The organism is Haematobacter missouriensis, assembly GCF_000740775.1.
GTDB lineage: Bacteria > Pseudomonadota > Alphaproteobacteria > Rhodobacterales > Rhodobacteraceae > Haematobacter > Haematobacter missouriensis.
Map to the genome: position 1 here is coordinate 39,331 of NZ_JFGS01000018.1, position 22,010 is coordinate 61,340.

Genomic DNA, 22,010 nt, shown 5'->3' on the forward strand with positions numbered 1-22,010 from the left:
GCCCGTTCCGTTCTCACTCCGCTGCGTCGATCCACAGCGCCCCGGTGAGCGGGGCGGCAAGGAAGCGCGCATTGATCTCGGCCAGAGTGGCGGCGGGGTCAAGGTCGGGGAACAACTCGGGGTGAATCCAGCGGGCCAGCGCCTCGATGGCGACCATGTTGATGGCGGAGATGGTCAACCCGTGCCAGATGCCGTGCAGCCGCTGCGTGGCAAAGGCGGGCGTCTCCGCGATCCCGGTGCGGGAAGCGGCGGCGCGCAGTCCCTGCCGGGCCGTCTCCGCATCCGCCCCGGGCCCGACGACCAGTCCCCCCGCTGCCGCCAGATAGCTGCCGCCCGTCGCGATATAGACTTGCGGCGCGCGGGCGATGACATATTCCGCGGACAGAGGCCCTGCCATGCCCGGGATGACCTCGGCCCCGATATTCTCCCCGCCCGCGAACTCGACGAAGTCCCCTATGCCCTCGCCCTTGCCGGGGGACAGGCAGCAGGTTCCGCGCCCGGCATGGGCCTCCAACAGCACGGGGGGGCGGGCATTTTCGGGCAGGTCGGCCAACCGCGCGCTGATCCCCGCGATCCGCGCGTCGGCAAAGGCGGCATAGGCGCGTGCCTGCTCCTCCCGCCCGATGAGTTGGCCCAGCCGGAGGAGGCCGGCATGCGGCTCCTCCGCCCGGATGGTGGGTGTGAGCGCCAGCACGGCCACGGAAATGCCTGCGGACTCCAGCACCCGGATCGTCGTAGGAGAGCGGTTGTAGAACGGGTCCAGCACCACCAGATCGGGGGAAAGCGCGATCAGCCCCTCCACCGAACCGCCCGCCGCCGGATCGCCGATATCCGGCACGGCCGCAAGGGCGGGGAGCGCCGCTTCCATCTCCGCCCGCGCGCCCGCATCGAGCCGCGCCGCGTTCCAGCCCGCCAGACGCGCGGCCGGATCGGGATCGATCAACGCGAGCGCGATGAACCCCATCCCGTCGGTCAGCACGATCCTTTGTGCCGGTTGGGCCAGCGTCACCTGCCGTCCCGCGTCGTCGGTGATGGCCACCTCTGCACCGGCAGGCCATGGCAGCAGAGCCATCAGGCAGACCGCCGCCCATATCCCGGCACGGGCGGTTGTCATGGCCGTCACCGCCGCCGCCAACCCCGCCGCCATCCCCCGCGCCACCCATGACCGGCGTCCCGCCTGCTGGGGATGTGCCTGCTGGGGATGTGCCTGCTGGGGATGTGCCTGCTGGGGATGTGCCTGCTGGGCCGCCCCGCGTGCGGGGGCGGGCCAGCAGGTCGCAGGGCTGCCCGCTTCCGGCTGCGGGAGGCGGGCCAGCCGCTTCACCATGAGTAGGCGAGGGTGAGCAGCACGCGCCGTTCCGCCCCGAAGGAACAGGTGCCGTAGCCGTTGCAAGCCGCGACATAGTCCTTGTCGAAGAGGTTCGTCACGTTCAGGTTGGCGCGGAGCCCTGCCAACGATGGATCCTGCGCCCCGAAGTCGTAACCGATGGCGAGATCGACCAGCGTGAAGCTGTCCACCTTCGCGGCCCGGCCCTCATACGGCCCTTCGGCCGCGCCCCAGACATTGTTGCCGGTGGCATAGGTGGAGCCGACGTAGCGCACGCCGCCGCCCACCGACAGCCCGGGAACAGGGGATGAGGCGGGCAGGCGGTAGTTGAGCCAAAGCGAGGCGATCTGATCGGGAACGCCGGTCAGATGCTTGTCCACCGAGCGGTCGCCGTTCAGGATGTCCGGGTTGATCGACGCGTCGGAGGATTCCGTCAGCCGCACCTTCTGGTAGGTATAGCTGCCGATCAGGTCCAGCCCCTGCGCCAGCGACGCGCGGGCTTCAAGCTCCACACCCTTGGCCTCGGACTTGTTGTCCTGCGTGTAGCAGGTGGAGTAGGCGCCCACATTGGCCGCGCATTCCGCCACGTTGACCGAATCCGCCACCGGCTGGCCGTCCTTGCTGCCGGAGAACAGGGTGATGCCGAAAGACCGGTCGCCCGCAGGGGCGAGGTAGCGCAGACCGCCCTCCAGCATCTTGCCGGTAGAGGGGTGCAGCACGTCGCCCGATGCGGTCACGCCCAGCTCCGGCTCGAACGAGGTCGAGTAGTTCACGAAGGGCGCGAAGCCGTTGTCCATCAGGTAGACGGTGCCGAGCTGCCAGGACACCTTTGAGTCCTTGGCGGAGGAGGACGTCACTGCCCCGTTCAGCCCGTTCGTCACGCTGGAGCCGGAGCGGATGTCGTCATGACGGAGCCCCGCCATGAAGCGCCACTGCCCGAAGGACGCCTGCTCCTGAAGATAGAAGCCCGTTTGCTCGAACGGCTGGCGGAAGGCGCGGAATGGCGTCACCCGGTCGATGTCCAGCCCGTAGACGGGATTGAAGATGTTGATCGCCGGATAGTTGGCCCTGTCCCAGCCGTCGCGGAACCCGCCCGAGAGCTTCTGGTAATCCACGCCCGCGAGCAGCGTGTGATCGACGGAGCCGGTGGAGAATTTCGCCTGTGCATAAGTGTCGAAGGCGGTGGAATAGGACTGATGGTCGGCAAGGTAGATCAGCCGGTTCATCGTCACCTCGTCCGACATCCACGAGAAGTCGAGCGACTTGGTGGTGCTGTCGAGCTCACCGTAGCGGAAGCGGCTGTGAACGCTCCAGACAGGGTTGAACTGGTGGTCGAACTGGAAGCCGATGGATTTCTGCGTCCGGCTGTATTCCTGCCAGTTGGGATCGCCCTGCCAGAAGGTGGGAGACACGGTGCCATAGCCCGGGATCGGCAGAACGGAGCCGAGCGGCGGCAGGAACTGCCCGTCCGGCGCCTTCGGGTCGTGCTGATACATCGCCTGCAGGGTGAGCCGAGTGTCGTCCGTCGGCGCCCAGGTGAGCGAGGGGGCCACCAGCACACGTTCGTCATGCTGGTAGTCGATCCCCGTCTTGCCCGCACGGCCGAGCGCGATGAAACGATAGGCGAAATCCTCGTTGAGCGGGCCGGTCAGGTCGATGCCCGCTTCCTTGCGACCATGGCTGCCGAAGGCCAGATAAGCGTCCCGCGCGCGGGTGAATTCCGGTTGCTTGGAGACAAGGTTGACGATCCCGCCGGGGGAGCCGGAACCGAAGAGCGTGGAGGCGGGGCCCTTCACCACTTCCACACGCTCCAGCATCCACGGGTCGAACTGCACCGCCGTCCGGTCCGGGAAGCGCCAGCGCAGCCCGTCCAGCGTGCTGGCATAGCTCGCATCGGCGGAGAACCCGCCCGAGCCACGCACGAAATAGCTGTCGAACCTGTCCGATTGCGCCCCGGCGGTGCCGGTGACGATGCCCGGCGTATAGCGGAGCGCCTGGCTGACGGTGGTCGCGCCCTGTTCCTCCATCTGTTCCCGCCCGATGACGTTCACGGTCTGCGGCGTCTCGATCAGCGGCGTATCGGTGCGGGTGGCGGAGGTGGAGACGCGGGGGACGATCCCGGCGGGGCCGGTGCCGCTGTTCTGCGCCGTCAGCATGACGGGAGACAGAACGGTGCCCGATGCCGCGCCGGTTGCGGCGGCGGGCGCAAGAAGGGCCGCGCTGCTTGCCCCCGTGCGCTGGAGCGCGATGCCCGTGCCCTCCAGCATCTGCCGCAGCGCCGCTTCGGGCGCGAGGCTGCCGGCGACGGCGCGTGTCGTCACGCCGGCGAGCGCCGGCGGATAGGCGACCTGCCAGCCTGTCGCCCGACCGAAGGCGCTCATCGCGCTGGAAAGTGGTTGTGCCGCGATGGTGATGCTCTGGCTCTGCGCCTCCGCGGGGAGCGTTGTTGCCGCCCCGAGCAGCGGTCCCGCCAGTGCCACGCTCAGGAGCAGCCGCGCGATCCCCCGGCTCCGCGCCTTTCGAGGTTCCGTTTTATGGCCGTTCATCTGTCCCTCTCATGTCGGGCGCATATGTCGCCCCTTCGGAAACAGTGACGTTCAGGCCCTGCCCGCGTCACAAATTTTTCCCGACTTTTTTACTTTTTCTTTTTCGCCGTGTCGCGCCGGACCTTCATGCCCCCGGCATTCGTCCGGTTCGAGCCTCAGTAGAGCACCACCGCCCCGCCCGGCAGGCGACGAATGGTGAGGTCCGAAAGCCCCGCCAGCGCTGCCAGCGCGGCATCCGGATCGCGCAGCGAGAAACTGCCCGAGACGTTCCGCCCCGCTCCTCGTAACAGCATGACAGGCGCCGCCCGATAGCGCCCGATCTCCGCCACCGCCGTGGCGAGCGGCGCGTCGCGCATCTCCATCCGCCCACCGAGCCATGCCAGCGCGCTGTCCGTATCGGCCCGTGTGACCGGCGACAGGCCGCCGCTGGCGAGGGCAGTTATGGCCTCCCCCGGCTCTAGCATCGCCTCGTCCGGACCGCCAATCTCGCGCACCGCCACGTGGCCCTCGCGGAGCATGACACGGTCCCCCACCTCGTCGAGCCGGACGGCGAACTCGGTGCCGGTCACGCGCACTTCACCCTGCCTGCCCGTGACGATGAAGGGGTGGAGCGCGTCATGTGCCACGTCGAAGAACGCCTCGCCCGCCAACAGCCGCACATGCCGGACGCCGCCTGTCATCTCCACCGCGATGGCGGAGCCGGTGTTCAGCGTCACCTGTGTTCCATCGGCCAGCGCGATGCGCTCCTGCTCTCCCGCGCGGGTCGTATAGTCGGCCTGCCAGGCGATGAGCAGCCGGGGAGCCTGCCAGATCAGGCAGGCGACCAGCAGCACCGCCGCAATCCGGGCTGCGATCGCCCATGGCTGACGGGATCTGTCAGGCCGGTGGACCGGAGGGCGCAGAGCGGCGGAAGCGGCGCGAAGGGCAGGCGCCTGCCATGTGGCGACGATGTCGTCGTAAGCGGCGCGATGGCGCGCATCCGCAGCCAGCCAGTGCTCGAACGCCGTCCGGTCCGCCGCAGCCCTGTCGTCACCGAGCCGCAGGAACCAGTCCAGAGCCTGTTCCTCCACCTCGCCGCTTGTCGATGCGGGCATCAGTCTCCCTCGATCCGGCGCATCACGTCTCGGCAATGGCCCATGACCAGCTTCATGTCGTTATAGACGGTGTTGCGCGACACGCCGAGATCCTCTGCAATCCGGGCATAGCTCCAACCTTCGACATAGGAAAGCCGCCAGACCTCCCGCGCGCGTTCGGGCAGGGAGGCGAGGGCCGTCCGCAGCGCGGTGATCCGCTGTCGTTCAATAAGGCAGGCTTCGGGGGTCGGTGCGTCGGTTGCCACGCCCTCCAGCGCGGCGGTGTCAAAAACTTCCGTCTCCACCCGCGCGCGTCTGCGAGCGCGGCGTGCATGGTCCGTTGCAATGTTGCGGGCGGTTTCGTTCAGAAAGGCTTCGGGCCGGTTCACCGGCTGGGTGGCGACGGCACGCGTGAGCTGGACCCAGGCATCCTGCGCGAGATCCTCTGCCGTATGCCAGTGTCCGACGTGCCCGGCCAGCCGCGCGAGCAGGGATCGTCGTCTGAGGAGATAGAGTTCGGTCAGCACGGCACTCTCCCGCGACCCTCCGTGACGGCGGCAAGGGCCAATTCCCGAGAGTTTTACTTCAGGCCTCCGGTCAATGACCAGAGACAGTTTGTGGCCAGAGCCGGAAACGGCCCTGAATGCGCCAGGCTGCAGGTTGGCTGCCGGACAAAGGCAGGCGGAGGGACTCGCAAAGGGCGCGCGCAAGCCGCCTTCGGATCGGCCTCCGCCCGGGAAGCTCGGACATGAGCCACATTCGCCGCCGGCCGGAAGGCGGGGGGTCACGGGCGATGCCCGGTTCGGTTGTTGTTCCGCGGCGGATAGGCGGGATCCGCGACCCCTAACATGAAAGAAACATTTGTGCTTATGTTGGAGCGAAAATCATTCGCAATCCGACGAAATCCAGCCGGAAATTGTTACACTTCCGGGATGATTTTCCGATGTCCGGCCCATAGGCACGCCACTTTGGGAGTTTTTCAGCGGCCTGCTATAAGGGCGGGTCGCGGCAGCGGTGTCTCCCGCAGGTCTTGCGCTGGTTTACAGGCCGCCCCGGAAATGTTCCAGCAGGCTGCTGAAAAAGTCGGGCGTCCCCCCAGGCTTGCGTCGAAAGCCAGAAAATCTGTCCGATCACGTGCCAGAACTGGCGGTTTCCGGGACACATCTCAACAGTGCGGGAAGGAGCTTCAGGAGAATCGTGGAATGCTTTTTCAGCAGCCTGTTAGGTCTGCGCGGGAGCGGGAGATCGCCTGAGGACCTGAAGAAATCCAGACATTCGGGGGTCCGATGCCCCGATGTTCAAGGCATGGTATTCAGGAACTTTTCGGCAGGCTGTTGGATCAGGAAGCGGTTTTAGCAATGCCCCCGCCGATTTGACCGATCCACCCCGACTGGTCCCAGCCGACCGATCCACCGGGCCGGGGCCAATCCACTCCTCCCACGCCAAGCTGCTGCGTCCGGGCCAGCCGCCCGGCCCGGACCGTCCTCAGGCCGAGGCGACGGGCCTGTCCCGCTCGCTTCCGGAGCGGAAACGGAAGCTCCCTTCGCCCATGCCGATGAGGTTGCCTGCCGCGTCGCGTACCTCGCCCGTGCAGAAAACGATCTTGCGCCCCCCGCCTTCATGAGCGCGGTGGCACGCACGACCCCTTCCTTCACCTGCCCGGTATAGGACACGGTGAGGGACAGGGTGACGGCGGCTTTCGGTTTCGCCGGATCGCCGCTCCATGTCGCGGCATAGCCGCAGGAGGCGTCGAGCAGCGTGGCGATCACCCCGCCGTGCAGCACGCCCGAGCGGTTGAGGTGCCGGCCGTCAACCCGCATCTCCACCACCGCCCGGCCCTCCGACCATTCGGCGAGCCGGTAGTCCAGCACACCGCGCAGACCTTCCGGCGTGTTCTCTTGCGTGAGGGGAAAGGCTGGGGCGGGGGTGTCTTCAGGCATGAACTCGCTCTTCGCTGGTACCACGCGCGAAGTAGAGATCGTGAAGACGGGAAAGGTCAACCGCTTCCGCCGGTTCGGAGAGGATCACCTTGCCCCCGCGGACCAGATAGACATGGTCCGCGATCTTCAGCGCCTTGTTGGTGTTCTGCTCCACCAGCACGATGGTCCGGCCCTCCTTCTTCAGCCGGTCGAGGATCGCCATGACCTCATCCGTCATCACGGGCGAAAGCCCGAGTGAGGGTTCATCCACGAGGATCACCTTCGGCTCCTCCATCAGCCCGCGCCCCATGGCGAGCATCTGCGCCTCTCCGCCGGAGAGGGAGCTGGCAAGCTGATGGCGGCGCTCCTTCAGTCGGGGGAACATGTCATAGGCCATTTCCAGATTGCGCGGGACGTTCGGGCGGCACCGTTCGATGAAGCCGCCGATCAGCAGGTTGTCCTCCACCGTCATGTCGCGGAAGATCATCCGGCCCTCCGGGATCATGGCGATACCGTCCTTGACCAGCGTCCAGGTGGGTGTCCCGGCGACATTCCGCCCGGCAAAGCGGACCTCGCCCGAGCGGACGGGGATCAGCCCCATGATCGCCCGCATGAGCGTGGTCTTGCCGCCGCCGTTGGGGCCGAGAATGCAGGTGAGCTTGCCCTCCTCCGCCGAGAGGGAGATGTCCCACAGCACGTTGATCGCCCCGTAACCGGCGCGGACCTTGTCGATTTCAAGCAGCTTCGCCACCGGTATAGCTCCTGATCACTTCGGGGTTGCGGAACACGTCGTCAGGTGTGCCGTCGGCTATGAGGCGGCCGAAGTTCAGCACGATGACGCGCGGACAGGTGTTGGAGATGGTCTCGATGTCATGTTCCACCATCAGCAGGGCCAGCCCGAACCGCGCGCGCGCCTCGTCCAGCGTCTGCATGAAGGCGCGCTTGCCCGCCGTTTCCAACCCGGCGAGCACTTCGTCCAGCATGAGCAGCCGCGGATTGGTGGCGAGCGCCTTGCCCACCTCCAGCGCCTTCTGCTCCGTCAGGGCGAGAGAAGTTGCGGCGTCCATGTTCGCCTTGTGGCCGAGGCGGGTGATGTCGAGGATTTCGGCGATCTTCTCCGCATCGACGCGACCTGTGCCGAAGCGCTGCGCGACGATCAGGTTCTCCCGCACTGTCAGTTCGTGCATTGGCTGCGGCACCTGGAACGCCCGGCCAAGGCCGATGCGCGCGCGTTTGTGGATCGGCATGCCGATCAGGTTGTGCCCCCCGAAGGAGAGCGTGCCCTTCGTCGGCCGCACGAGGCCGGAGACGGCGTTGAACAGCGTGGTCTTGCCCGCGCCGTTCGGACCGACGAGGCCGATCACCTCCTTCTCCGCCAGCGAGAAACTGACATCCGAAACGGCGACCAGCCCGCCAAAGGCGACGGTGACTCCATCAAGCGCGAGCATGGCTGCCTCCCCTGGTGAAACGTTCCCGGATCCAGGGCAGCAGGCCCTGCGGCGAAAAGATGACGATCACGGCAAGCAGTGCACCAAGGATGAGCTGATGGCCGGCAGGCAGGATCTGCTTGAACACGAACTGATCGACCAGATAGACGGCCATCGCGCCGGCGAGGGGCCCCCAGAGCGTCCGGTAGCCGCCGAAGATCGCCGCGACGATGGCGAGCGTCGTCCAGCTTCCGTGGAAGGCATATTCCGGTTCGAGGAAGTTGATGTAGTGCGCGTTGAACGCGCCCATCATCCCCGCGAAAAATGCCGCGAGCAGAAGGATCAGCGCCTTCAGCATCGTGGCGTTGACGCCGACGACGCGGGTCGCATCCTCGCTGTCGTGCATGGCGCGGAGAGCGAGGCCCTCCGGGCTGCGACGGACCAGCGCATAGACCAGCATGCTGAACAGGACGAGCGACAGCACCACGAAATATCCGCCGAGCGGGGTGCCGAAGTCGATGCCTCCGACCTTGGGCAGACGGGGGATCGACAGGATGCCGCCCGCGCCGTTGGTGAGCCAGCGCATTTCTGTCGCGAGGATGCGGAAGATCTCGGCAAAGGCCAGCATGGCGAGGGCGAAATACGGCCCCCGGAGCCGCAGCGCGGGCATGGTCACGATGGATGCGGCCGAGGCGATCAGCCCCGCCACCGGCATGGCGAGGAACACCGGCCAGCCCGCCTTCATCACCAGCAGGGCGGAGGCATAGGCGCCCACGCCGAAGAACGCGGCCTGACCGAAGCTGACCATGCCGCCCAGGTTGCCGAGCATGGCCCAGGAAACCGCGATGCCCGCGATGGTGAGCGCCGCGACGATGATGCCCATCACATAGGTATTCGCGGCAAAGACCAGCGGGACGGCGATATAGGCGAGGGCGAGAAAGACGATGAGTGCGATATGTTTCATCCGCGCCTCCTCGCACGGCCGAAGAGCCCGGAGGGCATGACGAGAAGAACGACGAGGAACAGGACCATCCCAGCCATCGGCTGCAGCGCGGAGGACCAGAGCGTTGCCGTCAGGCTTTCAGCGATGCCGATCAGGATAGCGCCCACCAGCACACCCGGCACCGAGCCGAGACCCGCCAGAACGGTGATGACGAACGCCTTGATGGTCAGTGCATGGCCGACGGAGGGCTGGATCACCTGCCCGGTATAGAGCGCCACGCCCGCGATGGCGGCAAGCAGCCCGGCCACGCCGAAGGAGAGAACCTCCGTTGTGCGGGGGTTGATGCCCATGAGCTTGGCCGCGTCCCGGTTGGACGACACGGCGCGGAGCGCCCGGCCATACCAGCTCCGGTTCAGCCACCACCAGACGGCGGCGACCATGACCGCGCCCGCCAGCGCCGCCAGCACCTCTGACTTCATGGCATAGAAGGTATCGGCTATCACGAAGGGTTCGTGATACCAGGCGACGTTGGTGGAGCGCACGTCCGCCGACCAGATGAGCAGGATCGCATTGGTCAGCGCGATGCCGATGCCGAAGGTGAGGATCAGGGAGTTTATCTCCCGGTCGGTCTTGATGCGGGTGAGCAGCAGATAGACGAGCACGCTGGTGATCGACACGATCACCACGGCGAAGGGCAGCGCCCAGATCGGGTTGAGTCCGTATTGCGACTCAGCCGTATAGGCGATGTAGCCCGCGAGGAGCACAAGCTCCCCGTGGGCGAGGTTGATGATCCGCATCGTCCCGAAGACGAGCGCGAGGCCGAGGGCGATCAGCGCGTAGTAGGCGCCGACCAGAACCCCCGAATACAGGGACTGGATGATGAGTTCTGTCATGGTCTTTCCGTGGAACGCGCCGTTACCAGGCGACGCCGGGGAAGGTGGCGGGGCCGGTCTGGGCCTCGGGCGGCCAGACGATGGGGATCTGGCCGGCCTGATGCTGGCCGATCCGGTGGGAGAAATTCACGTTGTCGCCGCCCTCGTCGAAGCGGACGGTGCCGATCAGCGTCTCATGTTCCTTGCTGTGGAGGGCGCGAATGATGCCCTCGGTGGAAGGATCCCCCGCGTCATGGGCCTCCGCCACCGCGTTGAACAGCAGGGTGGACTGCACATAGCCGTAGATGCCGAGGTAATCGACATCCTTGCCGAACATCTGCTCATAGACCTCCGCAAAGACACGCTCCTGTTCCGTCAGGAACTTCGGCGGATAGGAGACGGTGGAGGTGCCGTAGACGTTGTTCATCAGCTCGGGGAAATCCTTCCACATCTTGGTGGTGGTGAGCGACCAGACCCCGCCGATGGCCTTGACGTCCGGAGTGAACACGCGGGCAGCGCGGATGATCCCGACATAGTCGTTTTCATAGCCGATCATCGCGATGGCCTCCGGCCGGTCGATGACCTTGATCTTGTGCATGATCGGCTTGAAGTCCGTCACGGAGGCGTCGAACGGGTGCATGGTCACCGCGATGCCGCTTGCCTGCCAGTCCTTCTCCAGCATGCGGGCCACTTCCTGCGTGGCCTCTCGCGTGGAGTAGAGCACGGAGACGGAACGGATGCCCTGATCGCGGTAGAATCCGGCCAGCGCCTTGGCATAGCCCGCCGCGTTGTTGATGCGGAAGAAGGTCTTGAGACCCCGGTGGCTCAGTTCCGTGGCCACCCCGCCCGAGGTGATGTAGACCTTGCCCAACCGCTCCGCCGTGTCGGAGGCCGGTCCGATGATGTTGGAGCCATAGCCGCCGGTAAAGGCGATCGCCCCTTCGGAGTTCAGCTTCTCGATTGCCGCGATGGCCTTGGCCGGCTGGGTTTCGTCGTCCACGGTGATGACCTTGACCGTGTGGCGGCCGTTGGTGCGGTTGAAGATCTCGGCGGCGACCTGGATCCCCTCGTTCATGCCTTGGCCCACGCGGGCGAGCGGGCCGGTGAGCGGCAGTTCCGATCCGATGATGAATTCCGCCGCACGCGCTCCTGTCGCGCCGCCAAGTCCGACCGTCAGCGCGAGCGCCGAGGCCGCCAGAAGTCTCAGCATTCTTTCTCCTCCCCCAAGGGTCATTTCAGGTGTCGCCCCGCGCCATCGCGGCGAGGCGGTTCTTCAGGATCTTGCCCGTCGCCCCTGCGGGCAGCGCCTGCATCACCACGTAGTCGCTGGGATGCTTGTAGGGCGCGAGATTGGCCGCCACATGGGCCTTCAGCGCGTCGAGATCGAGCGTCACCTCCGGCGCGGGTTCGAGAAAGGCCACGACCTCCTCGTTCCCGGCCTCCGCCGGGCGCCCGACGACGGCAGATTGCGTGATGCCGGGGAAGGCGTTCAGAACGGCCTCAACCTCCACCGGATAGACGTTGAAGCCGGAACGGATGATGAGTTCCTTCGACCGGCCCACGATGAACACCGCTCCATCAGGCTCGATCCGGGCGAAATCGCCCGTGTTCAGCCAGCCATCAGGAGAGAGCACCTGCGCCGTCAGGTCAGGGGCGTGATAATAGCCCTTCATGATGCCGGGGCCCCGCGCCCAGAGCTCACCGATCCCGCCTTCCGGCGCGTCCTTTCCGTCCGGCCCCACGAGGCGGAGCTCCACCCCGGGAAGTGCTGGCCCCACGGACACATCCGCGCGCCGTGTGCCCCACACCATGCCGGTCAGCGTGGGAGACGCTTCTGTCAGCCCGTAGCCGTTCAGGACAGGAAGCCCGAAGAGCGCCTCCGTCCGCGCCTTCACCACCGGATCGAGCGGCGAGCCGCCCGAAGACAGGACGCGGAGCGCCGGGATGGAAAGGCGCGCCTCTGTCCCCAGCAGCTCGATGAAGCGCGCATACATCGCGGGCACGCCGAGGAAGCAGGTGATCCGCCCCGATTGCAGATCTTCCAGCACCTTGCGGGCGGAGAAACGCGGCATGAACTCAAGGCTCGCGCCCGAGGTCAGCGAGCACAGGAACACCGAGGAAAGCCCATAGACATGCGACATCGGCAGCACCGCATAGACCACGTCCTGCGGGCGCATCTGGCGGGTGGCGGCGGAGAGGCTTCCGACGGACAGCAGGTTCCGGTGCGTCAGCATAACACCCTTCGGCTTGCCCGTGGTGCCTGATGTGTAGATGAGCGCCGCCACCTGCTCGCCCGTCGGGTCCACCGGCTCGGGCTGTGTCGTCTCGTTCAGCGGTCCGATGGCGATGCGGCCCAGGTGAGGCACGTCGATCTCCGCGATCCCGGCATGGGCGGCATGCTGCGTCGCATCGGGGGACACTTCGACGGTGTAGATCACGCGACGCGCGCCGGAGTGCGCGCGGATCGTCTCCAGTTCCCCCTCCGAGAGCCGCGCGTTGATCGTCGCCAGCCACACGTCGATCGTGCCCGCCGCCAGCAGCAGCAGGGCGAGCGCGATGCCATTCTCGTTCACGACCATGAGCCGGTCCCCCGGCCGCAATCCCTGATCGGTGAGCCAGCGGGCGGTATCCCGGATCGCCGCGGCGGTTTCGCCATAGGTCAGACGGCGGTCCCCCTCGACCAGGGCGGGGGCGTCGGGGGTGCGTTCCGCCCAGTCGAAGACCACGTCGGCGAGCCGGGACGGCAACGTCTTCAGTGCGGCAAAGGCGCGGGCCCGGGTGGCTTCCGCCGCCGCATCCGGGGTCTTTGGTTCGGCAATGTCTCCATGCGATGTCATCGCGTCTCTCCAGTATCAGCGCCGGCCAGCGGAACTGGCCCGGTATCACGTCGGCCAGCGGGCGGCTGGCCCGGTATCAGCGTCGGGCGAGGCTCGCCTCGATCCGTCCGACGGTTTCGACAAGGCGGGGGCCGAAATCCGCCGCCAGCCGGTCCGCCGGCATGACGAGCGCGGGCGCCCCGCAGTTGAATGACAGCACGCCCCGCCCGCCAGACAGCAGGATGGCGCGTCCGACGGAATGGATCGTGCTTTGCCAGGCGCCGGTCGTCTGGGTGAAGCCCAGTGTCGCGTGGTCGCGCATTCCGTTCTCTATCTCCTTGCGCACGGCGGGCCAGTCCGCGCCGTGGCGCGCCTTCAGCAGGTCCATGGCCTCCGTGCGGTCCGCCTCCGGTGCGACGGCAAACCACGCCTTGCCCATGGAGGTGGTGCCGAGCGGTATGCGCGAGCCGACCTCCAGGTTCAGCTTGAGCGGCCCGCGCCCACGCGCGGTTTCCACATAGACCATGGCGGCCCGGTGCCTGCGGCCCATGGAAACGGATGCGTCCGTCTCCAGCGCCAGCGTCTGCATGAAGGGCCGCGCCACCTCCCGGAAATCCAGCGAGGAAAGCGCGCTGTAGCCCAGAGACAGCACGCCGATGTCCAGCCGGTACTTGCCGGTCGCCTCATCGGCGCGGAGGTAGCCCAGCTCGGTAAGGGTATGGGTCATGCGGCAAACGGTGGCCTTGGGCAGGCCCGTCTTCCGCGCGATGTCCTGATTGCCCAGCGTCCGGTCAGCGCCGCCAAAGGCGCGCAGAACGTCCAGACCGCGGGCCAGCGCGGTGACGAACATGCGGTCCCGATCACCGGGCCGCACTTCAGGCTCGAGTCCCGCCCCCCGCGGCATCATCCCGTCCTCCTTCTCCTCAGGCGAGGGCATGGCATGGCGCCGGAGGCGATGTCAAAGAAAAATGGAACATAGTTTCGCAGAGCGAAACGGTTTTGTCGGACGACTTAATTCTGCATCGCAGAACTAAGCTGCGCTCAGCGAAATCTGTGTGAAGGTGGTTTGTCAGCCCCCGACGCGGCCGGTCAGGCTCCGTGCGATATCGATCAGGCGCGGGCGCACTTCGGAGAGCAGGAAGTCCGGCGGGGTCATCACGGTCGGCGCGCCGCAGTTCAGCACCATCGGCGGAAGCCCGCCACCGGGATGAAAGCCTACCGCGATGCCGCTCACCTTTTCCTGCCAGTCGCCAAAGGCGGTGGCGCAGCCATATTGCTCGTAATCCCGCAGGCCTTTCTCGATCCCCGCACGCAAACGTGGCCAGGCGCTTTCGTCGATGGCGCGAATCTCGTCCATCAAGTCATCCCGTTCGCGGCTGTCGCAGACGGCGAGATAGGCCCGCCCCATGGCACTGCGGCTGAGTGACATCCGGGTGCCGATTTCCACGTTCAGAAGGATGGTTGCCCTGCCGTGGCAGCATTCGACATAGCGCATGGAGAGCCTGTCCCGCACCCCCAATCCCGCCGAGGCGTTGGCGAAATAGGCCAGATCCTGCAAGCGCTCCCGCGCCAGTGCCCGGATGTTCAGCCCGCCCAGCACCACGGAGGCAAGCCCCATAAGCGCGGGACCGTGCCGGTATTTTCCATGCGCTTCCGAATAGGTGAGATAGCCTCGGCGGGTCAGCGTATGCGTCAACCGCGAGACAGTGGACTTGGGCAGCCCGCAGCGTTCGGCAATCTCCGTATTGCCCAGAAACTCTTCTCCCCGCTTGAAGCTGGACAGAACATCCAGCCCGCGCGCCAGCGCAGTGATGAAGCTCCTGTCGTCTTCCTCGGTGGAAAAATTCTGGGATCGGCTTGCCACTGGCTGCTCCTTGCGATGAAGTTCCCATTTGTCCGCAGCGCTACGTTGAGTCAACGCAATTCCGTCAGGTGGAACAATGTACGCCCAATAAACTGGCGAGTTCGGGTTTGACATGGGCCGATTTTGAGGGCAGAAATTCCGACAAGCAGATTTTTGTTCTGCACAGCGGAACGTGGAGGAAATGCCGTGAACGATTCGACGATGCCCGCAGCCGAAGCCACCAGCTATTCAACCGAAGGGGGTGTCGCGCTGATCACGATGACGTCTCCACCGGTGAACGCGCTTTCGGCGAAGATGCGGCAGGGTATCCTCGACGGTCTCGCCCGCGCGGAGGCCGACCCGGACGTGCGTGCCGTGGTGATCACGGGCGCGGGCCGGATCTTCTGCGCCGGGGCGGATATCACGGAATTCGGCAAACCGCCGGTCGCGCCCACTCTGCCCGATTTGCTCTCCGGGGTGGAGGAAAGCGTCAAGCCCGTCGTCGCCGCTGTCAATGGGGCGGCGCTCGGGGGTGGATGTGAGCTCACGTTGGCCTGTCACGGCCGCGTGGGCTCCGCCGCTGCGGCGATCGGTCTGCCGGAGATCAAGCTCGGCATCATTCCGGGTGCGGGCGGCACGCAACGGCTGCCCCGCATCCTCGCGCCCGCCGATGCCTTCGCCATGATGCTGAAGGGCGACCCGGTGAAGGCGCCGAAGGCGAAGGCGCTCGGCCTGCTGGACGAGGTGGTTGAGGCGGATGATCTGCTTCCCGCCGCGCGCCGTCTCGCGCTGGCCTTCGCCGAAAAGGGCGATTGGCCTGTCACCGGCAAGCGCCGGGTTGAGAGCAGTCCGGAGGCTCGGGCGGCCTTCGACGCGGCTGCGGCCGAGGCGCGAAAGAAGTCCGGCGACCTGCTGAATACCGGCGCGCTGATCCGCTCGGTGGAGGCCGCATTCGACAAGCCGCTTGCCGAGGGCCTCGCCGTGGAGCGGGAAGAGTTCAAGACCCTCGTCGCTTCCGATCAGTCGAAAGCGTTGCGCCACGTCTTCTTCGCCGAGCGCGCCGCCGCTCGCGTGCCGGGCATTGGCAAGGACGTGAAGCCCCGCAAGGTGGAGAAGGTCGCCGTGATCGGTGCGGGCACGATGGGCGGCGGCATCTCTATGGCTTTTGCCAATGCGGGTATTGCGGTCCGCGTGATCGAGACATCGGAGGAGCTGCTCGCCAAGGGACTGGAGCGGATCCGCGGTACCTACGCGGCTTCCGTCAAGCGCGGCTCGCTGTCGGAGGCGGACCTGCAGAAGCGCATGGCGCTGATCGAGGGGCAGGTGGGCCTTTCCGCCGCCGGTGAGGCCGACATGATCATCGAGGCCGCTTTCGAGGATATGGGCGTCAAGCGCGAGATCTTCGGGGAATTGGCCCGCGTGGCCAAGCCGGGCGCGGTGATCGCGACCAATACATCCTATCTCGACGTGAACGAAATCGCTGCCGCCGCGCCGGGACGCGAGGCGGACGTGATCGGGCTGCACTTCTTCTCCCCCGCCAATGTGATGCGGCTGCTGGAAGTCGTGCGCGGCGACAGGACCGCGCCGGACGTGCTGGAAACCGGCCTGACCATCGGGCGCAAGATCGGCAAGCTGCCCGTGGTCTCCGGTGTCTGCTTCGGCTTCATCGGCAACCGGATGCTGGCCCAGCGGACCCGCGCGGCGGAGCGTCTGCTCCTGTCCGGCGTCAGCCCGTCGGAGGTCGATGACGCGATCACCGGCTTCGGTTTCCGCATGGGACAGTTCGCCATGCTGGACCTTGCGGGCATCGACATCGGCTGGCGCACGCGCAAGGCATTCGGCGGCTTTGCCCCGATCGGCGACCGGCTGGCGGAGATGGGGCGGTTCGGGCAGAAAACGGGCCGCGGCTTCTACCTTTATCCGGAAGGTGCGCGGAAGGGTGTGCCTGATCCGGAAGTGACCCAGATCATCGCTGACGAGGCGAAGGCGCGCGGTGTCTCTCCCGAGTCGCTGAGCGGCGCGGAGATCGTGGAGCGCCTCTTCTACCCGATGGTGAACGAGGGCGCCCGCATTCTGGAGGAGGGGATTTCCTACCGCCCCTCCGACATCGACCTTGTCTGGATCAACGGCTACGGCTGGCCCTCCTGGACGGGCGGCCCGATGTTCTGGGCCGATGGCGTCGGGCTCGACAAGATCGTGGCCTCGCTCGAGGCGCAGGCGAAGCGGTTCGACGCGCCGGAACTGGAACCCGCGCCGCTGCTCCGCCGCCTTGCTGAAGAGGGCAAGGGTTTCCAATCGCTTAAGGAAGGCGCCTGAGCGCCTTTCGGGGAGAGATACATGACTGAAGCGGTAATCGTTTCCACCGCGCGCACACCCGTCGGCAAGGCGCATCGCGGGAGTTTCAACCTGACGCACGGGGCAGACATGGCCTCCCACGCCATCCGCGCCGCGCTTGGCAAAGCCGCGGTGGAGCCGGAGGCGGTCGAGGAAGTCGTGCTCGGCACGGGCTATCCCGAAGCGGCGACGGGCGGGAACGTCGCGCGCCATGCCGCGATCATGGCCGGTATCCCCGTCCAGTCCTCCGGTGTGACGGTGAGTCGGTTCTGCGCCTCGGGTCTGGAGGCGGTGGCCGCGGCCGCCGCGCGGATCACGCGGGACGGCACGCCGGTCGCCGTGGCGGGAGGTGTGGAATCCATCAGCCTCGTGCAGCCGGTGACGCGGCGCGATCTGGTGCAGAACCCTTGGCTGATGGAGCACAAGCCCGACATCTACATCTCCATGATCGAGACGGCGGACAACGTCGCCCGCCGCTACCAGATCAGCCGGGAGGAGCAGGACCGCTTTTCACTGGAAAGCCAACGCCGCACCGCCGCCGCACAGGAAGCAGGCCGGTTCGACGACGAGATCGTCCCCATGGACGTGACTTTACGGGTGACGGACAAGGCCACCGGCGAAACCACCACCCGCAAGGGGCGGATCGCCAAGGATGAGGGCAATCGGCCCGATACCAGCTATGAGGGGCTGGCAAAGCTGAAACCCGTTCGGGGTGAGGACGAATTCGTCACCGCCGGCAATGCGAGCCAGCTTTCCGACGGCGCCTCGGCGCTGATCCTGATGTCGGATACGGAGGCGCAGGCTCGCGGTCTGCAACCGCTCGGTACCTTCCGGGGTTATGCCACGGCGGGCTGTGAGCCGGACGAAATGGGCATCGGCCCGGTCTTTGCCGTGCCCCGCCTGCTGGAACGCCACGGTCTGACCGTGAACGACATCGACCTGTGGGAGTTGAACGAGGCTTTCGCCTCGCAATCGCTCTACTGCATCCGCACGCTGGGGCTGGACCCGGAGAAGGTGAACGTCAACGGCGGTGCCATCGCCATAGGCCATCCTTTCGGCATGTCGGGCGCACGTCTTGCGGGTCACGCGCTGATCGAGGGCAAGCGCCGGGGGGCAAAGCTCGCGGTCGTCACAATGTGTATCGCCGGCGGCATGGGAGCGGCCGGTCTTTTCGAAATCGGGAGCTGAGCATGGATCTTCGTTTCACCCCTGAGGAAAACGCGTTCCGCGCCGAGGTGCGTGAATTTCTCCGCAAGGAAATCCCGGAGGAGATCCGTGAAAAGGTCTCCGCCGGACGGAAGCTCACGCGGGAGGATATCGTCACCTCTCAGCGCATTCTGAACAAGAAGGGCTGGGCGGTGGCGCACTGGCCGCTGGAATGGGGCGGTCAGCCGTGGTCGCCGATCCAGCGCTACATCTTCACCGAGGAACTCCAGCAGGCCGCCGTGCCGCTGCCTTTGCAGTTCAACTGCTACATGGTCGGCCCGGTGATCGCCGCCTTCGGCAATGAGGAGCAGAAGAAGCGCTTCCTTCCCGCAACGGCCAATCTCGACATCTGGTGGTGTCAGGGGTTCTCCGAACCGGGCGCGGGTTCCGACCTTGCCAGCCTCAAGACGCGCGCGGTCAGGGACGGGGACCATTACGTCGTCAACGGTCAGAAGACGTGGACGACGCTCGGCCAGTATGCCGACTGGATCTTCTGCCTCGTGCGGACCAACACGGAGGTGAAGAAGCAGCAGGGCATCTCCTTCCTGCTCATCGACATGAAGACGCCGGGCATCACCGTCCGTCCGATCATCACCATCGAGGGCCATCACGAGGTCAACGAGGTGTTCTTCGACGACGTGCGCGTCCCGGTGGAGAACCTTGTCGGCGAGGAGAACAAGGGCTGGGACTATGCCAAGTTCCTGCTTGCCAATGAACGCTCCGGCATCGCCCGCATCGGCATGACCAAGGAGCGCATCGGGCGTGTCAAACGGCTTGCCCGCGAGGTGCCGAACGGCACCGGCACCATGTGGGAGGACGGCGATTTCCGCGCCCGCCTGTCGCAGGTGGAGATCGAGCTGAAGGCGCTGGAGATCACCAACATGCGCGTGATCGCCAATCAGATGAAGTCGGGATCGGACAAGCCAGACCCGGCGTCGTCTATCCTTAAGATCAAGGGGTCGGAGCTTCAGCAGGCTTCCACCGAACTGCTGCTGGAGCTTGCGGGCCCCTATGCTGCGGTCGGACCCGAGCGGGCGGGCGAGGGCAACGAACTGCCCGATTTCGACTGGGCTGACGGGGCGGCGGCGCTTTATTTCAACAACCGCAAGGTCTCGATCTACGGCGGATCGAACGAGATCCAGCACAACGTGATCGCCAAGGCGATTCTCGGGCTTTAAGGGGGGCGAGCGATGGACTTCGATTTCAGCAGCGAGCAATCGCAACTCAAGGATAGCGTGGACCGGTTCCTTGCCGCGCGCTACGGCTCCCTCGAGGATCGGGAAAAGAACCGCAAGCATACGGGCGGGTTCGACCCGGCGATCTGGGCGGGCTACGCGGAACTCGGCCTGCTGGGCATGCCGTTCTCCGAAGAGGACGGCGGCTTCGGCGGCGGTCCGGTGGAAACCATGATCGCCATGGAAGCGGTCGGCCGGAGCCTCGCGCTGGAGCCCTATCTCTCGACGGGCGTTCTGGGGGCCACTGCGCTGCGTCTGGCCGGGAACGCCCGGCAGAAGGAGACGCTGATCCCCGAGGTGGCGGAGGGCAATCTCCGCCTGTCGCTCGCCTTTCAGGAGCCGCAGGCGCGCTACGACCTGTTCGACGTGGCGACACGTGCGGAAGCGCAGGGCGCGGGCTTTGTCCTGACCGGGCGAAAGGAACTTGTGCTGAACGGCGATACGGCGGGGCTTTTCATCGTCTCGGCGCGCACCGCAGGCGAGCGGCGGGACGAAAGCGGCATCACGCTGTTCCTCGTCCCCGCTGACCGTGAGGGCGTGACGGTGCGGGGCTATGCCTCGCAGGATGGCGGACGGCTGGCCGATGTGGACTTCTCCGGCGTGAAACTCGCGGCGGAGGACGTTCTGGGCCAGGTCGGGCAGGGCTATCCGGTGCTGGAGCGGATACGCGAGGCAGGTATCTCCGCGCTGGCGGCCGAAGCGGTCGGCGCGATGGAGGCGCTGCACGGGCTTACGGTCGATTACCTCAAGACCCGCAATCAGTTCGGCGTCGCCATCGGCTCCTTTCAGGTGCTGCAGCACAAGGCGGTGGACATGCTGCTGATGGTGGAGCAGGCTCGGTCCATGGCCTATTATGCCGCGATGATGGTGGAGGCGGAGGATGCCGCCGAACGCCGGGCCGCGCTGTCGGCGGTGAAGGTGCAGATCAACCGCTCCGCCCGCTTCGTCGGCCAGACGGCGGTGCAGCTTCACGGCGGCATCGGCATGACGATGGAATATCTGGGCGCGCATTACTTCAAGCGGCTCGCCATCATCGAAACGCAGTTCGGCGACACGGCCTATCACCTCGCGCGGGTGACGGATGCCGGTGGCCTGATCGCGGCGGCCTGACGATGGCGGAGTTGCGCCAAGAGCGGCGGGGGCGCGTGCTCCTGCTGACCATCGACGACCCGGCGACGCGGAACGCGCTGACACCGGAGGTCTATCGCGGCGGGCGAGAGGCCATGGCGCTGGCGGCGAGCGATGCGTCCATCGGCGCGGTGGTTCTGACGGGGGCGGGGCCGAGCTTCTGTTCGGGCGGCAATCTCGCCGGGATCGGCGCGCGGCGCGCCTCGGGAGAGGCGGGGATCCGGGGCGGGATCGAGGAGTTGCACGATTTCATCCGTGCGATCCGCGAGGTTCCGGTGCCGGTCATCGCCGCTGTCGAAGGCTGGGCCGCGGGGGCGGGATTCTCCCTCGCGCTCGCCTGCGACATGATGGTTGCGGCGCAGGATGCGCGGTTCATGCTGGCCTATGTGAAGGTCGGCCTCAGCCCCGACGGAGGGGCCACGGCGTCTCTGGCCCGGATGCTGCCGCGTCAGCTGCTCTCCGAGATCGCGATGGAAGGTGGCCCGGTGGAGGCGGAGCGTCTTCATGCCCTGGGTCTGGTCAACGAGATGACCGACAAGGGCGGCGCGCTTGCAGCCGCGATGGCGCGGGCGGAGCGGCTGGCTTCCGGCCCGCGAGGGGCCATCGGCACCATCAAGGGGCTGATCTCCTCCGGGCAGGTGCTGACCTTTTCCGAACAGCTTGACCGGGAACGCGATGGCTTCGCCCGAAACGCCGTCGCGCCGGATGCGGGTGAGGGGATCAAGGCTTTCCTTGAAAAGCGCAGCCCCCACTTCGGGACGACCGACTGATACTTGCGGGGGCCGCGCCGGTCAGGCCCGGCCCTCTGCACCATGGCTCTCTGCGCCATGATCCCCTGCATCGTGTGCATCGGCGCAAAGCGCGTGATTGCCCAGCACTTCGATCACCCGGCAATCGGCGATTGTCCCGCAGGAGCACTGCTTAAGCATCCGCTCCAGCTCCCCCCGCAGCGCATCCAGACGTGAAATGCGCGCCTTCACCTCTCGCAGCTGGCGCCGGGCGATGTCATCGGCGGCCCGGCAGGAGCGGTCAGGGTCGTCGGAAAGGTCGAGCAATTCCCGGATCGCCTCCAGAGAGAAGCCCAGTTCGCGGGCATGACGCACGAAGGCCAGACGGTCCTGCGCCGGCTGATCATAGAGTCTGCGATTGCCGCTGCTCCGTTCCGGCTCGGGCAGCAGGCCGATCTGCTCATAATAGCGGATCGTCGGCACCTTGACGCCCGTCGCCCTTGATAGATCGCCAATGGTGAGCATCCCCGGATCCCTCTTGCTCCTCTAGCTACTGGAGGAAGTAAGACCTCGAATCGCAAGGGGCAAGATGTGCCCCGCGGACGAGCGAAGG

The 22,010-nt window shown here is 66.4% G+C and carries 19 protein-coding genes; 5 read left to right on the top strand and 14 right to left on the bottom strand.

The genetic code is table 11. The features are described from left to right. Positions 1–13: 13 nt before the first annotated feature. The 13 genes from CG51_RS11840 to CG51_RS11900 form a co-directional block, all read right to left on the bottom strand. Complete coding sequence (locus tag CG51_RS11840) at positions 14–1,324, bottom strand: ABC transporter substrate-binding protein (protein WP_169742249.1); 1,311 nt, start codon at positions 1,322–1,324, stop codon at positions 14–16. Beyond that, positions 1,321–3,873, bottom strand: coding sequence for a TonB-dependent siderophore receptor (locus CG51_RS11845; protein ID WP_035745287.1), 2,553 nt, complete (start codon positions 3,871–3,873; stop codon positions 1,321–1,323). The genes CG51_RS11840 and CG51_RS11845 overlap by 4 nt, the downstream gene beginning before the upstream one ends. A 155-nt stretch (positions 3,874–4,028) precedes the next feature. After that, the gene (locus CG51_RS11850) at positions 4,029–4,967 is read right to left on the bottom strand and encodes a FecR family protein (protein WP_035745289.1); all 939 of its coding nucleotides are present in this window, start codon (positions 4,965–4,967) and stop codon (positions 4,029–4,031) included. Continuing rightward, complete coding sequence (locus CG51_RS11855) at positions 4,967–5,473, bottom strand: RNA polymerase sigma factor (protein ID WP_035745291.1); 507 nt, start codon at positions 5,471–5,473, stop codon at positions 4,967–4,969. Before CG51_RS11855 ends, CG51_RS11850 begins: the two co-directional genes overlap by 1 nt. Before the next feature lie 825 nt (positions 5,474–6,298). Continuing rightward, on the bottom strand, positions 6,299–6,886 hold the full coding sequence (locus CG51_RS11860; protein WP_198947744.1) for a PaaI family thioesterase: 588 nt from the start codon (positions 6,884–6,886) through the stop codon (positions 6,299–6,301). Next, positions 6,879–7,616: an ABC transporter ATP-binding protein gene (locus CG51_RS11865; RefSeq protein ID WP_198947743.1), complete on the bottom strand. Its 738-nt coding sequence runs from the start codon at positions 7,614–7,616 to the stop codon at positions 6,879–6,881. Before CG51_RS11865 ends, CG51_RS11860 begins: the two co-directional genes overlap by 8 nt. Further along, positions 7,600–8,313: an ABC transporter ATP-binding protein gene (locus CG51_RS11870; RefSeq protein ID WP_035745292.1), complete on the bottom strand. Its 714-nt coding sequence runs from the start codon at positions 8,311–8,313 to the stop codon at positions 7,600–7,602. The genes CG51_RS11865 and CG51_RS11870 overlap by 17 nt, the downstream gene beginning before the upstream one ends. Beyond that, the gene (locus CG51_RS11875) at positions 8,300–9,256 is read right to left on the bottom strand and encodes a branched-chain amino acid ABC transporter permease (protein WP_035745293.1); all 957 of its coding nucleotides are present in this window, start codon (positions 9,254–9,256) and stop codon (positions 8,300–8,302) included. The genes CG51_RS11870 and CG51_RS11875 overlap by 14 nt, the downstream gene beginning before the upstream one ends. Beyond that, positions 9,253–10,128 carry a branched-chain amino acid ABC transporter permease gene (locus CG51_RS11880; RefSeq protein ID WP_035745296.1) on the bottom strand — a complete coding sequence of 292 codons (876 nt, stop codon included), beginning with the start codon at positions 10,126–10,128 and terminating at the stop codon, positions 9,253–9,255. Before CG51_RS11880 ends, CG51_RS11875 begins: the two co-directional genes overlap by 4 nt. A 22-nt stretch (positions 10,129–10,150) precedes the next feature. Continuing rightward, complete coding sequence (locus CG51_RS11885; protein WP_198947742.1) at positions 10,151–11,317, bottom strand: ABC transporter substrate-binding protein; 1,167 nt, start codon at positions 11,315–11,317, stop codon at positions 10,151–10,153. 25 nt (positions 11,318–11,342) lie between these two features. Continuing rightward, a complete protein-coding gene (locus CG51_RS11890; RefSeq protein WP_084695157.1) occupies positions 11,343–12,944 on the bottom strand; it encodes a class I adenylate-forming enzyme family protein in 1,602 nt (533 codons plus the stop codon). Between the two features lie 76 nt (positions 12,945–13,020). Next, the gene (locus tag CG51_RS11895) at positions 13,021–13,860 is read right to left on the bottom strand and encodes an IclR family transcriptional regulator (RefSeq protein ID WP_198947741.1); all 840 of its coding nucleotides are present in this window, start codon (positions 13,858–13,860) and stop codon (positions 13,021–13,023) included. A gap of 132 nt (positions 13,861–13,992) precedes the next feature. Continuing rightward, positions 13,993–14,787, bottom strand: a complete 795-nt coding sequence (locus CG51_RS11900; protein ID WP_035745301.1) for an IclR family transcriptional regulator — start codon at positions 14,785–14,787, stop codon at positions 13,993–13,995. A 186-nt stretch (positions 14,788–14,973) separates the two neighbouring features. Between CG51_RS11900 and CG51_RS11905 the strand changes: the two genes are divergently transcribed. Genes CG51_RS11905 through CG51_RS11925 form a run of 5 tightly spaced genes read left to right on the top strand, consistent with a single transcriptional unit; the run spans position 14,974 to position 21,439 of the window. Next, positions 14,974–17,082: a 3-hydroxyacyl-CoA dehydrogenase NAD-binding domain-containing protein gene (locus CG51_RS11905; RefSeq protein ID WP_211254204.1), complete on the top strand. Its 2,109-nt coding sequence runs from the start codon at positions 14,974–14,976 to the stop codon at positions 17,080–17,082. Positions 17,083–17,103: 21 nt separating this feature from the next. Beyond that, positions 17,104–18,288: an acetyl-CoA C-acyltransferase gene (locus tag CG51_RS11910; RefSeq protein ID WP_035745303.1), complete on the top strand. Its 1,185-nt coding sequence runs from the start codon at positions 17,104–17,106 to the stop codon at positions 18,286–18,288. Between the two features lie 2 nt (positions 18,289–18,290). Then, positions 18,291–19,484 carry an acyl-CoA dehydrogenase family protein gene (locus CG51_RS11915; RefSeq protein WP_035745305.1) on the top strand — a complete coding sequence of 398 codons (1,194 nt, stop codon included), beginning with the start codon at positions 18,291–18,293 and terminating at the stop codon, positions 19,482–19,484. A gap of 12 nt (positions 19,485–19,496) precedes the next feature. Next, complete coding sequence (locus tag CG51_RS11920; RefSeq protein ID WP_035745307.1) at positions 19,497–20,651, top strand: acyl-CoA dehydrogenase family protein; 1,155 nt, start codon at positions 19,497–19,499, stop codon at positions 20,649–20,651. Between the two features lie 2 nt (positions 20,652–20,653). Then, positions 20,654–21,439, top strand: a complete 786-nt coding sequence (locus CG51_RS11925) for an oxepin-CoA hydrolase, alternative type (RefSeq protein ID WP_035745308.1) — start codon at positions 20,654–20,656, stop codon at positions 21,437–21,439. Between the two features lie 21 nt (positions 21,440–21,460). Here CG51_RS11925 and CG51_RS11930 read toward each other — a convergent pair whose 3' ends face one another. Continuing rightward, the gene (locus tag CG51_RS11930; protein ID WP_035745310.1) at positions 21,461–21,922 is read right to left on the bottom strand and encodes a MerR family transcriptional regulator; all 462 of its coding nucleotides are present in this window, start codon (positions 21,920–21,922) and stop codon (positions 21,461–21,463) included. Between the last annotated feature and the right edge of the window lie 88 nt (positions 21,923–22,010).